Source organism: Arthrobacter sp. Soil_C_60 (genome assembly GCF_057656375.1).
In genome coordinates this window covers 382014-394550 of sequence record NZ_JBDGKM010000002.1, presented here as the reverse complement: position 1 = coordinate 394550, position 12537 = coordinate 382014, and the positions used below count along the sequence as shown (strand labels likewise).

12 protein-coding genes, 1 tRNA gene and 1 riboswitch are annotated in these 12537 nt (G+C 64.1%); of the genes, 6 read left to right on the top strand and 7 right to left on the bottom strand.

The features are described 5' to 3' along the window. The first annotated feature begins 133 nt into the window (after positions 1 to 133). A complete protein-coding gene (locus tag AC3A4M_RS05620) occupies positions 134 to 580 on the top strand; it encodes a cupin domain-containing protein (protein ID WP_498734506.1) in 447 nt (148 codons plus the stop codon). A 26-nt stretch (positions 581 to 606) separates the two neighbouring features. Here the strand turns inward: AC3A4M_RS05620 and AC3A4M_RS05615 are convergent, their stop codons facing one another. Further along, complete coding sequence (locus AC3A4M_RS05615; RefSeq protein ID WP_498734504.1) at positions 607 to 1275, bottom strand: haloacid dehalogenase type II; 669 nt, start codon at positions 1273 to 1275, stop codon at positions 607 to 609. Positions 1276 to 1456: 181 nt separating this feature from the next. Between AC3A4M_RS05615 and AC3A4M_RS05610 the strand changes: the two genes are divergently transcribed. Further along, positions 1457 to 3892, top strand: a complete 2436-nt coding sequence (locus AC3A4M_RS05610) for an FdhF/YdeP family oxidoreductase (RefSeq protein WP_498734503.1) — start codon at positions 1457 to 1459, stop codon at positions 3890 to 3892. Positions 3893 to 3927: 35 nt separating this feature from the next. Here the strand turns inward: AC3A4M_RS05610 and AC3A4M_RS05605 are convergent, their stop codons facing one another. Beyond that, positions 3928 to 4467, bottom strand: a complete 540-nt coding sequence (locus AC3A4M_RS05605) for a DUF6036 family nucleotidyltransferase (protein ID WP_498734502.1) — start codon at positions 4465 to 4467, stop codon at positions 3928 to 3930. Further along, a complete protein-coding gene (locus AC3A4M_RS05600) occupies positions 4448 to 5011 on the bottom strand; it encodes a hypothetical protein (RefSeq protein WP_498734500.1) in 564 nt (187 codons plus the stop codon). The genes AC3A4M_RS05605 and AC3A4M_RS05600 overlap by 20 nt, the downstream gene beginning before the upstream one ends. Before the next feature lie 210 nt (positions 5012 to 5221). On the opposite strand from AC3A4M_RS05600, the gene AC3A4M_RS05595 reads away from it, so the two are divergent. The 3 genes from AC3A4M_RS05595 (at position 5222) to AC3A4M_RS05585 (ending at position 7867) form a co-directional block, all read left to right on the top strand. Further along, positions 5222 to 5293 (top strand) — tRNA-Gln (locus AC3A4M_RS05595). Positions 5294 to 5393: 100 nt separating this feature from the next. After that, positions 5394 to 6890, top strand: coding sequence for a bifunctional UDP-N-acetylglucosamine diphosphorylase/glucosamine-1-phosphate N-acetyltransferase GlmU (glmU, locus tag AC3A4M_RS05590; protein ID WP_498734498.1), 1497 nt, complete (start codon positions 5394 to 5396; stop codon positions 6888 to 6890). Further along, entirely contained in the window at positions 6887 to 7867 is a 981-nt protein-coding gene (locus AC3A4M_RS05585; protein WP_139005256.1) for a ribose-phosphate diphosphokinase, read from the top strand. Before glmU ends, AC3A4M_RS05585 begins: the two co-directional genes overlap by 4 nt. A 16-nt stretch (positions 7868 to 7883) precedes the next feature. On the opposite strand, the gene AC3A4M_RS05580 is transcribed toward AC3A4M_RS05585, so the two are convergent. The 4 genes from AC3A4M_RS05580 to AC3A4M_RS05565 form a co-directional block, all read right to left on the bottom strand. Further along, positions 7884 to 8255 carry a hypothetical protein gene (locus tag AC3A4M_RS05580; protein ID WP_498734496.1) on the bottom strand — a complete coding sequence of 124 codons (372 nt, stop codon included), beginning with the start codon at positions 8253 to 8255 and terminating at the stop codon, positions 7884 to 7886. Between the two features lie 108 nt (positions 8256 to 8363). Beyond that, a complete protein-coding gene (locus AC3A4M_RS05575; RefSeq protein WP_498734495.1) occupies positions 8364 to 9272 on the bottom strand; it encodes a hypothetical protein in 909 nt (302 codons plus the stop codon). A gap of 2 nt (positions 9273 to 9274) precedes the next feature. Beyond that, a riboswitch (cyclic di-AMP (ydaO/yuaA leader) is annotated at positions 9275 to 9448 on the bottom strand. Between the two features lie 256 nt (positions 9449 to 9704). Continuing rightward, entirely contained in the window at positions 9705 to 10250 is a 546-nt protein-coding gene (locus AC3A4M_RS05570; RefSeq protein WP_498734494.1) for a hypothetical protein, read from the bottom strand. 400 nt (positions 10251 to 10650) lie between these two features. Continuing rightward, positions 10651 to 11268, bottom strand: coding sequence for an anthrone oxygenase family protein (locus tag AC3A4M_RS05565; protein ID WP_498734492.1), 618 nt, complete (start codon positions 11266 to 11268; stop codon positions 10651 to 10653). 443 nt (positions 11269 to 11711) lie between these two features. Here AC3A4M_RS05565 and AC3A4M_RS05560 point away from each other — a divergent pair, with 443 nt between their 5' ends. After that, a complete protein-coding gene (locus AC3A4M_RS05560; protein ID WP_498734490.1) occupies positions 11712 to 12296 on the top strand; it encodes a hypothetical protein in 585 nt (194 codons plus the stop codon). Positions 12297 to 12537: the final 241 nt, after the last annotated feature.

Genomic DNA, 12537 nt, shown 5'->3' with positions numbered 1-12537 from the left:
AACACGATGCTGCTGTGACCCATCCCACAGTCCGCGCATAAAAGGCCTAGGATGGTGGGAATCGCGGTCCACGGGATCTGAAGCGGACAGCATGGTTCACGCAGTCTGGGAGGCAGAAGTGAAGAAGTTTTCTTTGACCGCAATCGGACGCCGTCATCTCGACACCGCCAGGCGTGTGACCAGCGGCAGAAGCGCCAACACGGTTTACGGCGGGCACGAGCACGTCCTGCGCCAGACCGTGATCGCGCTCGCCGCCTGCCAGGAGCTGAACGAACACCTGAACCCGGGCGAGGCAACCGTCCTGGTGCTGAACGGCCGCATCCGGCTGGCCACGCAGGTCGACCGCTGGGACGGCCGCGACGGTGATCTGCTCGTGGTTCCACCGGGGCTGTACTCGGTCAGGGCCACGGAGGATTCGGTAGTCCTGCTGACGGTGGCCAAAACTGACCGGCTGCACCAGCATCGGGCAGATGATTCAGCGGTCCGGGAGGTGCCGGAGCCTGCAGAAGAAGGGGATGTGCCGGTCTCCGGGTATGAGCTGGACGAGCCTGCCGCGCCTGCCCTGTCGGAGAAAAGCTAGCGGGAGAATGCTAGGGGATCAGGACCTCAGGCTTCCAGGGCGGAGGCCAGTTCCTCGAGGCTGGTGATTGTGTAGTCGGGTGCTTCGAAGTAACCCGGGTAGTCGGCGCCGCTGCGGTTGAGCCAAGCGGTCTGCAGGCCGGCCCGCTTGGCGCCGTGGATGTCCCAGGGATGGACGGCCACCAGAATCATCTGGTCCGGGTCCGTCTCGCAGACCCACGCGGCGTAGTCGTAGGCAGCGCGGGCCGGCTTCCAGGCGGGTGCGTCCTCCACGGACAGGAGTTGTTCGAACTGCTCCAGCAGGCCGGCCGAACCTAACAGGTTCCTCGCCACGTCCGCCGAACCGTTGCTCAGGGTGACCAGGCGCAGGCCGGCGCCGCGGAGAGCGCTGATGCCCTCAGCCACATCGGGATGAAGGGACAGGGCGGAAAAACCGTCCATAATATGCTGCACGGCCTCGTCAAGGTCCCGGTTCAGCGGAGCGTCCTGAAGCACGCTGTGCAGGGATTCCGCGGCGACCCGGGCGAACTTCTCGTTGTTGCCTGCGGCGGCCAGAGCAAAGCCGTCGCGCAGCAGCCCGGCAAACCACACCTTCGCCAGGAAAGCCGGCGCTCCCGTCTGGGTGAATTTGGCCGGCAGGGCAGAAAGGTCGGAGAGCGTTTCGTTGACGTCGAAAACCACTATGGACGGTTTCATGGCTACCCCTTTCTGGTGATGACCCTACGGGAGGGCGGCCCGGCCATCCAGAGGCCTGCGGGAATCGGCAAAACGCTTGCGGCCCCACCGGATAACTGTTAGGCCTAAGGTACTCGCAATACTCCTGCTATGAGCACATCAATCGGACCTGCGTTTTGTGGTGAAGAAGGGACGTGCGGCAATGACGCGCAATAATCCTGAGGTTGAGGAAGCCGACGAGAACGATCTCGAGGTAGAGAAGCCCAAATCCTGGGCGGCCGGCATCCCCGGCGTCGTGCATTCCATGCAGCCGGCGCTGAAGCATATGGGTGTGGACCGCAGCCGGAAGACCCTGCTTGCGATGAACCAGAAGGACGGGTTCGACTGTATGAGCTGCGCGTGGCCGGATCCGGACCACCGCAAGCCCTTCGAGTACTGCGAGAACGGGGCCAAGGCAGTCACTTGGGAGGCCACGCCGGTCACCATCGCCACCGAGTTCTGGGCCGAGCACACCGTGGAAGAGCTGCGCGGCCGGAGCGAGTACTGGCTGGGCATGCAGGGCCGGCTCACGGAGCCGGTGTACAAGCCGGCCGGCGCGGACCATTACATCCCGGTCAGCTGGGATGACGCCTTCAAGATCATCGCCGCGAAGCTCAACGGCCTGGCCTCGCCGGATGAGGCCGCCTTCTACACCAGCGGCCGCACGTCCAACGAGGCCGCCTTCGCCTACCAGCTGTTTGTGCGCGCCTACGGCACCAACAACTTGCCGGACTGCTCCAACATGTGCCACGAGTCCTCCGGCTGGGCCATGGGCCAGACCATCGGTGTCGGCAAGGCCACCGTGAAGTATGACGACTTTGGCAAAGCGGACCTGATCATCATCATGGGCCAGAACCCCGGCACTAACCACCCGCGCATGCTCACCGCGCTGGAGGAGTGCAAGGAGAACGGCGGCGAGATCGTCGCGGTCAACCCGCTGCCCGAGGCCGGCCTGCGCCGCTACAAGAACCCGCAGACGGTCAAGGGCATCGTCGGCCACGGCACCGAGATCGCGGACCAGTTCCTGCAGATCCGGCTCGGCGGGGACATGGCTCTGCTCCAAGCCCTCTCCAAGCGCGTGCTCGACGCCGAAGCCGCCAATCCCGGCACCGTGCTGGACCACGAGTTCATCCAGGCCCACTGCGAGGGGCTCGACGAGCTCAAGGCCCACCTGGACAAGCTGGACGAACAGGCCGTGCTGGAGGCCACCGGCCTGCGCACCGAGGAGATCGACGAGCTCGCGGCCCGCTACCTGAAGGCGGACAAGGTCATCATCACCTGGGCGATGGGGCTGACGCAGCAGAAGAAAGCGGTTTCCACCATCAAGGAGATCATCAACCTGCTGCTCCTGCGCGGCAACATCGGCAAGCCCGGCGCCGGCGCGTCTCCCATCCGCGGCCACAGCAACGTGCAGGGTGACAGGACCATGGGTATCTGGGAACAGATGCCGCCGTCGTTCCTTGACTCACTTCGGGACGAATTCGGCTTCGACCCGCCGCGGGAACACGGCGTGGACGCCGTCCAGGCCATTGCCAAAATGCGCGACGGCGGGATCAAGGTTTTCATCGCGCTCGGCGGCAACCTTGTGGCCGCCATTTCGGACACGGCAGCGGCGGAGGAGGCCATGGAGAACACGGAGATGATCGTCCAGATCTCCACCAAGCTCAACCGCTCGCACACCGTCATCGGCAAGGAAGCGCTCATCCTGCCCACCATGGGCCGCACTGAAATAGACAGGCAGGCCACCGGCGAGCAGTTCGTCTCGGTGGAGGACACGGTCAGCGCAGTGCACCCGTCCTGGGGCAAGGTGGAACCCGTGGCACCGGGCTTGCTCTCGGAGGTCGCCATTGTCACCCGGCTCGCCCGCGCGGTGCTGGGGGACAAGGTCAACGTGGACTGGGCCGGCTTCGAGCAGGACTATGACAAGATCCGCGAGCACATTTCCCACGTGGTGGTCGGCTGCGAGAACTACAACCAGCGCATCCGGCAGGAGGGCGGCTTCATGCTGGCCAACGGCCCGCGCGATTCGCGCACCTTCAACACGCCCACGGGCAAGGCCATGTTCAGCACCAATGACCTGGAGGCGCTGGACTGCCCGCCCGGCCGGCTGATCCTGCAGACCCTGCGCTCGCATGACCAGTTCAACACCACCATCTACGGCTACAACGACAGGTACCGCGGCATCAAGAAGGGCCGCCATGTGGTCTTCGTGAACCCGCAGGACCTGGTCTTGCTGGACATCCACGACGGCCAGCTGGTTGACGTCCTCGGGGAGTACGACGACGGCCGGGAGCGTGTGCTGCGCAAGTTCCGTGTTGTTGCGTACCCCACCGCCCAAGGGTGTGCAGCGGCCTACTATCCGGAGGCGAACGTGCTGGTGCCGCTGGACAGCGTGGCGGAACTGAGCAACACGCCCGCCTCCAAGCAGGTCATCGTCCGGCTGGAACCCGTGCCGGAGCAGCCCGCGGCGGAAGATGGACAGCAGGAAGACACCGGAGTCAAGACGCTAGAAGGAGGCAAGGCACCCGAAGGAGCCAAGGCCCCTAAGGGAGGCAAGACCCCCGATCCAGACGTCGGCTGGACCGGTACCGGGCAATAGCCTATGCATGATTGCCTATACGGAGCAGCCCTGCGCTATCCCCGCTGTGATTCGAGCCATGAGATGACGCGCTTCCGGCGAGGTTCGTCCGCGTCCAGTTGCTTTGCCCTATCCATGAGGACGTCAATCTTGATCAGGGCAGCAGCCACCAACTCCGAGACGAAGGCATAGTCTTTCTCTCTGGCTGCGACAAGCTTGGCAACGCACAGATCGTGAGGATCCAGACAGAGACCGGTTCGATGCCTCGTGTTGTCGTTACTCACAGCGACGAGTCGGTCCTCCCATCCGGCTGGGAGGACGGCTGTATGGCGTCCCACTCCCTGGACATAAAATCCGTGTGTTTCATGAAAGGACGAGAGCTCGCCGATAGCGGCGTCGAGCTCTGTAGCGAGAGTTTCAGCGTCGTCATCGCCGATGGGGGCGATATCCACCTCTTCAGACATGGTCGCGGCCGCAGGCAGGACTTCTTCTGTCCAGGTTCCGAGGATGGACTGACTGCCGATGATGATGACACTGTCCTGCCGAATTATCTCTGTAGCTGCTCGTATGGCGTGTTCAAGTTCGAGCCGGTGCAACAGCAGCCGCCTTCCGGATTGCGATTAGACGCTCTTCCTGCGTGAGTGCTCCCGCAAACGGGCTCAACTGGCGCATCTCCTTGGCATGCTCGCCGTCGGCAAGCATGCCGTGTTCGAGTTCGTCGACGGAAGCGTTCAGCAGTTCCTCCCACTTGTCCAGCCACATCTCTGCAATCGTGTTGCGCTTCCGCTGTCGTAAGCGGCGAATGCCTTGGCGGCCAATCTCGCGGATCAGCTGCTCGTCTTGGCGCAGCTTCAGTGCTACCTGCAAGTGCAGTTCGTACGACACGCGTTCTTCGCGGCGATCGAGTACGGGACGGGCCCTTTTGGCCGCAGCAATAGCTGCCTGTACGACTGCAGGGCTGACCCCAAGCCGGGAAGCGATGCCGCGAACAGGGAGTCCGGCAGCGCGAAGTGCGAGCATGTTCTCTTGTTTGAGGCGAGCGGTACGGTTCATTTCGAGACGTAGCGCCTCGGTGGCACGGGAACTTTCGGCGGTTCTCTGAACCAGCCGTTCTACTGCCTCCGCATCTAGTCCGACCATAGCTGTATGGTACCCCCAAACGGCCGGGACCTGTGGAACGGGCACCGGGAAACAAACCAGCCCTGCCCCTCAAGTCCAAAGGACGGGCCGGGGCTCCGGCGCGCTCAAGTCGCATCGGACTCCCCAAACGTGGCAAAATGATTTCTTGTGCCCGTCAGGCAACCAGCAATTGTCATTTTGCCAACCGCTGGTAGTGACCGGTCGGCACGGTCCGCTCTGGTGTAATGGCAGCACCCCAGCCTTTGGAGCTGTGGAGTATAGGTTCGAATCCTATGGGCGGAACGAGGACCCTCTGGTAAACGGAGCAAGTCCCGGCAAGTAGCATGGCGTTAACCCTTGCTTAGCATTGACACGGATTCAGTCCGGGTAGGAGTGCCACTTCGTGAGCCCCCAAGACAACAGTCCAGACAACGCAGTACCGGTGATCCAGCCGGCCGCAGTCATCGTTCTCGCCGCAGGCGCGGGCACCCGGATGAAGTCGCAGAAACCGAAGATCCTCCACGAAATCGGCGGGATTTCCATGGTCGGCCACGCGCTGGCCGCAGCCCGGGGCCTCGAGCCCAAGGTGCTGGCCGCCGTCGTACGCCATGAGCGCGACCGCGTGGCCGCCCATATCCAGGAGCTGGATCCGGACGCGCTGATCGTGGACCAGGACGAGATTCCTGGCACCGGCCGCGCGGTGGAAGCCGCGCTCGAAGCCCTCCCGGCGGACCTCGAGGGCACGGTTGTGGTGACCTACGGTGATGTTCCGTTGCTCACAACCGCCCTGCTGCAGGAGCTGGTCCGGACCCACACCGGGGACGGCAATGCGGTGACCGTGCTGACCGCGGTGCTCGACGACGCCGCCGGCTACGGACGGATTGTGCGCACCGCGGACGGCACCGTGCAGGGCATCGTGGAGCACAAGGATGCCAGCGATGCGCAGCGCGAAATCCGCGAGATCAACTCCGGCATCTACGCGTTCGACGCGAAGGTCCTGCGCGATGCGCTCAAGGAGATCACCACGGACAACGCACAGGGCGAGAAATACCTTACGGACGTGCTCGGCCTGGCTAACGACGGCGGGGGCAGAGTGGCCGCGGTGGTCACCACCGACCGCTGGCAGGTTGAGGGCGCGAACGACCGCGTCCAGCTGGCGCAGCTCGGCGCGGAGCACAACAAGCGCGTGCTCGAAGCCGCCATGCGTTCGGGCGTGAGCATCGTCGATCCGGGCACCACCTGGATCGATTCCACTGTCACGTTCGGCACGGACGTCACGCTGCTGCCCGGCACTCAACTGCACGGCAGCACGCACGTGGCGAGTGACGCCGTCGTTGGTCCCGATTGCACCCTCACAAACGTCACGGTGGGCGAGGGTGCCAAGGTCATCCGCACGCACGGTTCGGACAGCCGGATCGGCCCGAAGGCGACGGTGGGTCCGTTCACCTACCTTCGCCCGGGCACGCAGCTGGGGGAGAAGGGCAAGATCGGCGCCTTCTACGAGACCAAGAACGTCATCATCGGCAAGGGCTCGAAACTGAGCCACCTCGGTTACGCCGGGGATGCCGAGATCGGCGAGAACTCGAACATTGGCTGCGGCAACATCACCGCCAATTACGACGGCGTGGCCAAGCACCGTACGATCATCGGCTCCGAGGTCCGCACCGGATCGAACACCGTCTTCGTTGCACCCGTTCAGGTGGGCGACGGCGCGTATTCGGGCGCGGGCGCGGTGATCCGCAAGGACGTTCCGGCCGGCGCACTGGCGCTGAACGTCGCGGCCCAGCGCAACATCGAAGGCTGGGTCCAGCAGAACCGGGCCGGCACTTCAGCCGCAAAGGCGGCCGACGCCGCTGCTTCTTCCCAAACCCCCACCAATGCAGAAAGTGACCATTCATGACCGGAATTAAGGCCCAGGGCGAAAAGAGGCTGGTCCTTGCCTCAGGCAGGGCACACCCGGAACTCGCCAAAGAGATCGCCAAAGAGCTCGAGATCGATCTGCTTCCCACCAGCGCGTACGACTTCGCCAACGGCGAGATCTACGTCCGCTTCGAGGAAAGCGTCCGCGGCACCGACGCCTTTGTGATCCAGGCACACCCGGCCCCGATCAACGAATGGCTCATGGAACACCTGATCATGGTGGACACGCTCAAGCGGGCCTCCGCCAAGCGCATCACCGTGATTGCCCCGTTCTACCCGTACGCCCGGCAGGACAAGAAGCACCGCGGCCGCGAGCCGATCTCGGCCCGCCTGGTGGCGGACATGTACAAGACCGCCGGTGCCGACCGCCTCATCTCGGTGGACCTGCACACCGCGCAGATCCAGGGCTTCTTCGACGGCCCGGTCGACCACCTGATGGCCATCCCGCTGCTGGCCGAGTACGTCCGCACCCGCGTGGACCTGGACAACGTTACCGTGGTGTCCCCGGACACCGGCCGCGTCCGCGTGGCCGAGCAGTGGGCCGAGCGCCTCGGCGGCGCCCCGCTGGCCTTCGTGCACAAGTCCCGCGACGTCAACGTGCCCAACCAGGCCGTGGCCAAGACGGTTGTCGGCCAGGTTGAAGGCCGCGAATGCGTGCTGATCGACGACATGATCGATACCGGCGGAACCATCGCCGGCGCCGTCCAGGTGCTCAAGAACGCCGGCGCCAAGGACGTCATCATCGCCTCCACCCACGCCGTGTTCTCGGACCCGGCGGCCCGCCGCCTGGCCGAGTCCGGCGCGCGCGAAGTGGTGGTCACCAACACGCTGCCCATCACCGCGGACAAGCAGTTCCCGCAGCTGACCGTGCTGTCCATCGCGCCGCTGATCGCCCGTGCCATCAGCGAAGTGTTTGAGGACGGCTCCGTCACCAGCCTCTTCGACGGCAAGGCCTAAGTCTTAGTCCTGGCTATCAGCGCGGCGTCGGCCGGTCTCCTTCAGACCTGGCCGGCGCCGCGTCGTCGTTAGCTGCCGTCCTCTCGCCCAGCGACGTCTTGCGCAAGGGATCGGTCCGCCGCTGCACGGCCGAGGCCCACACCCACGTTGTCCGCCGGACGCCGGCGTCCTCCCAGGTCACCTGCACGGCCCGCGACGTCCAGCCGAATGCCTCGCCCTGGACCAGTTCGGCGGCACCGGGAAAACGGATCCACGCCCACACCGGCACACCCGGGACTACCCGGGTCACGTTGTGGTGCTCGAGATCCAGTTCCTCGGCGGTCAGCGAGACGGGTTCCGCACGCTTCGCATAACGGGCTGCCATCCGCGCCGCAGCATCCCGGTCCATATTTAAAAGTAGAACATATCTTCGATGGAAGTGACAAAGAGAGGGTGACGGAACGCTGGTTCCGCCACCCTCTTTCTGCAGCCCGGCCCGGAAGGAGCCGGATGGGGCCTACCGGCTGCTGCCGCCGTCTTTGTCTTCGCCCAACAGGGAGAGGGGGAGGCCCAAGTCCACATCAACGTCAGCGCGGACGCGGAACCGGCGATGCTTCTCCCCCTCCGCATCCCGGGTGGTGTCGGCGGTAGGCGACGCGTCCGGCGAAGGCCGTTCCTCCGGATCGACAGCTTCGCTGGTCGGAGCCGGTTCGACGGGCGCCGCTGAGTGGCTGCGTACGCTTGATCTTGTAGGTTCGGGCTCTTCAGGCACAGCTCGCGCGCTTTGCTTGGCCGGAGGGCTCGTAGCCGGGGTTGTCGGTACTGCGGCGTCGGCGGTGGGCGAGGCTGTCGGCTTAGCTGCCTCCGTAGCGGCCGCAGTGGCCTTTTCTGCCGTATCCGTGGCAGCCGCAGTCGCGCCAGCAACCTTGTCTTTGGCGGTACCAGTTGCTTCTCCGACGGCGCCGGCAAGCGGCGCGGCAGCCTCTCCGGTGGAAACACTGGCAGACTCAGTGGTCATCGGAGCGGGGCGCTCGCTAACGTCCTCTGCAGGAGTCGGCTGGGCCGCAGCACTCGGAGTGACCTTTGTTTCCTTCTGCGCGGCCGCCGTGCTGTCTGTTGTAGGCCGGCTGAACGTCGGTTCAGCTTCATTGGACGGGGCTGAAATGGGCCAAGCTTTTACCGATGTCTGCAGTTGGGGGCGGCCAGCGCTGGCTTCCTGGGATCCAGTCTGATCCAAGGGCAGGGCAGCCGCAGCAGCCACCGTGGCAACTACGGCCAGCCCGGTGAGTGCCCCGACGCTTCGGAGCGAGACGGCGGATGGGGCTTGGTCCTTGGTGCGGCGGCGGCCTCGGACCAGGCTGGTGACACCATGCGACGAGACAGTGGGGCCGGCGCGCCGGCGTCCACGGGCAGAAGGGTTCTTCACGGGATTCCTCTCTACACGCCTGCGAAGTTAGCTGTCGGATTCGAGACGGAGCATCTCGGCGCGACCGGGACCGCAGCAGAACGCCGCGGACAACCTGCCGCACTTCACCCCAAGACGCCGCTGGCGCCACTTTTGGTTCCTCCACCTCTGCCAGTGAAATTGAACGGACAGGTACGCTGGCAGAGCTCGGCGTGCGGACCCGGCCACAACCCTTGCCTAGGGCCATGGCGCGATTAAACGTATCGGGCGCGCTGAACCGTTACAAACTCGTGACTTGTGTTTGTGGTCACGCGCTTTTCAGGCGGCCTGGGCCGTGCGAGCCCATATGCATGCTGACCTGCGCATATGCCGTTGGAGCACGAAATTCGAGCTGCGGAGCCCTCGTCAGTCGATTCGCCTTCGGCCGGATGTGGAGATTGCGACGACGTCGTGCTATCGGGTGGCTTCGAAGGCAGCGATGAACCGGCCGGCGCGTTCCCGAGCGTATTGCCCGAACGGACGGACCAGGACGGGGGAATGGGGCATGTCCGGCTCTGTGGTCCGGATGTACAGATCGGAGGTTTCGGGGCGCATGAGAAACAACGTCGCGTGCGACACTTCGGGTGAGTCCTGGGGCCAGGCGAAGGCAGTACGATCTTTGATCGCTTCCGTGATGATGGCGTCCTGTTCCTGGTCTGCCAGGAGCAGGCGTCCGCTCCGAGTGATGTTGAGGTATACCGGGCCGCGGGGAGAGTAGGTCCAGGAGGTTCGGCCGAGTAGGCCGCGCGTTTTGCGGAACTTTGCGTCAGCTACCGGGAAGGAGCCATCAGGCATCGCGTCTAGGATTCCGGCCTTGGCGTAGCCGCCAATAATCCAAGCGCCGAGATCGCGGAACAAGGGCTCCAACAATGCCAGGCGCCGCCCCAGCTCCTGATGCGCTTCGGGGGAACCGTTCACGGTGTAATCTTTCTTGTTCCTGCCGCCGTTGCCCATAGCCAAGGCGGATACCCTAATTTGATCTTGCGCACGGCGTTGGGCTGGTGAATTCGGACGTTCCAGCGCTCTTCGTGCATCTGGAACGTACGTTCGGAACGCAGTGTACTCCAGTAACATGAACTGGGGCCTCCACCCGCGATCCAGTGATGCGAGACGGTTAAGCCGATGGAAACCGATCGGGAAGCCGTTTCGGGTCCGATGGCGGCGTCGTCGTTGGGGACGGCCGGACAACCGGCCGAGGTGGCAACTCCTGTAAGCCGCGGCCGCAGCGCGAAATGGCTCGGAGCGGGTTGGCATGGTGGCCTGACTTCAGGCCATTCGCATATCCGGAACAAAGCACGACGGCGCACCACTGGTGCCCGGCAGCGGTGCGCTCGACCTGCCAGATCGCGGACCACGTGGATCAGCTGAGGATGAGGAGGACCGCGCCCACCGCGGAAAGGACGGCCCGGGCGAGATTGGCGCGGCTCCAAGGCCGCTCGAACTTAGCCCAACCAATTTCCGACCGCGCCAGCCGCCCATTGAGGGGAACGTTGACTGCCATCGTTGCCAGCCATCCCGCCAGATAGCATCCCGCGCCAAGTGTAGAGGTAAGCCAGCCTGCGGCAGAGGGGCCCGAGATCTGCTGGACAACTGTTCCGGCACACAAGAGAGCGGTGCCAAAGAACAACGCCATGAATGGTGCCCGAACCGCCTGTTCATTGATCGAGATCATCGCTGCCTCGGCTTCAGGCGCGGGCCTGCGTCGCAGCGCCGGCATGACAGTGAAGGAAAACGCAACGTAAAATCCGCCCACGATCGCAGAACCGATCCCGGCGATCACTCCAAGTGTCACCCAATTCTCCCCACTGTCATGTGAGAACCATAGCGGCAGGTGGTTGCCGCCGGTTGAACTGAATCTGTCTGCAACGAGACTGCAGGCAGCGGCAACGGCAGCGGCAACCGGTTTGAGTGGGAGGGGCACGCAAGAAATAGCGTTGTCCAAACACAAGGCAGTCATGCATTCCGCATTTCCCGGCATGCCACAATTCCAAGATGAATCTTTTCACCAACCTCTGGCGTGTCGTTGCGTCCGAACTTAGGCTGAATTAGTCATCCCAGCGCATGCCACCTCCCCAAGGCACGGGATGGATGGACCTGGCCGGGGCAGCGCCTCTGGCCAGGTCCATCACCTTCCGGTCGTCGTGAAGCCGCGCCGGATTTCCTCGGTCATCCCTGCGGTGCTGTAATCGGGAGAGGTATCAATAGTGGGGAGCGTAAGTGCATCAGTGCAGCGTCAACTGGCATCGCCATGCCTTTCATATACTGTTGACCGCCGCGGCGGTTTCGCTGCTGGCAGGATGTGCCGCTTCGGCCTCCCTCCCTGCTTCATCTGCCGCCACAGGGACGAGCACAGGCAGAGCTGGCGGGAAGACGCCAACTCCGAGCCCTCAACCAGCAGGTCCCACCGCAACCTTTACCGCAGTGACTCCGGCACCTGACGGGACTTCGGTGCCGACTGCTCCCAGCCTCACCATGGCGGAGGCCGAAGCCGACCGGTTGGCGATGGAGCAGTTTCTCGCCAACGCCTGGGACACTATGGACGTCAAGCGCCTGAGCGACTTGGCAATCGGGGACTGCCTCTACTTCGATTACGATTACCAGGCCAAAACCACCGCCATCTTCCCGGTTGACTGCTCAACCCCGCACGAGGGGGAAGTGATGGCGACCTACCGGCACCCTGATTCTGGTTATCCTGGCCTGCATAACCTTGGCGTGAGCGCAGAGTCGTACTTCGGTGGAGCTGCCAGTGCAATGCGGGAGGCCGGTCAGCTGCCGAGTACGGCACGCAGGCATCTGAGCCCGACCGAAGCTGACTGGGAAGCCGGCGATCGGACCAGCGTGGACTTGCTCATCCACAATTCCAGCTTCGGCCTCTTGGAACGCGGCTACCTTGACACAGACCACGTGACGGTGGCCGAAGTGCCAGATGAAGGAACTGCGTCCGGAGACCTTGCAAATACCTTGGAAAACCGAGCCGATCCGGCCGCGAGCAACGTTTATCCCTAGCGCCCGCACTCACCCCTCGCCTAGGCTAGCCGTACTTGGCAGCCACCACCGCCTCCGTTGCCGGCGGCTGTCAGGGCACGAAGGCAGCGGAGCGGGTTCTCAATGGCGAGGACGCTGGGGGAAGCAGTTTTCTTTATGAGGGACTGCACGTGTGGCAGCCCGTTGGGGAGCGGGCTGCCGCAGCGTCCGCATGGGCGCTCACGGCAATAACGGACCAGGGGAGACGGTCCGACACTCGCAC

What these genes read in the sequence shown, in the direction of transcription:
- AC3A4M_RS05615 (WP_498734504.1), bottom strand. Translation starts at nt 1,275, where the DNA reads ATGAAACCGTCCATAGTGGTTTTCGACGTCAACGAAACGCTCTCCGAC.
- AC3A4M_RS05610 (WP_498734503.1), top strand. Translation starts at nt 1,457, where the DNA reads ATGACGCGCAATAATCCTGAGGTTGAGGAAGCCGACGAGAACGATCTC.
- AC3A4M_RS05600 (WP_498734500.1), bottom strand. Translation starts at nt 5,011, where the DNA reads ATGGTCGGACTAGATGCGGAGGCAGTAGAACGGCTGGTTCAGAGAACC.
- AC3A4M_RS05585 (WP_139005256.1), top strand. Translation starts at nt 6,887, where the DNA reads ATGACCGGAATTAAGGCCCAGGGCGAAAAGAGGCTGGTCCTTGCCTCA.
- AC3A4M_RS05580 (WP_498734496.1), bottom strand. Translation starts at nt 8,255, where the DNA reads ATGGACCGGGATGCTGCGGCGCGGATGGCAGCCCGTTATGCGAAGCGT.
- AC3A4M_RS05565 (WP_498734492.1), bottom strand. Translation starts at nt 11,268, where the DNA reads ATGCCGGGAAATGCGGAATGCATGACTGCCTTGTGTTTGGACAACGCT.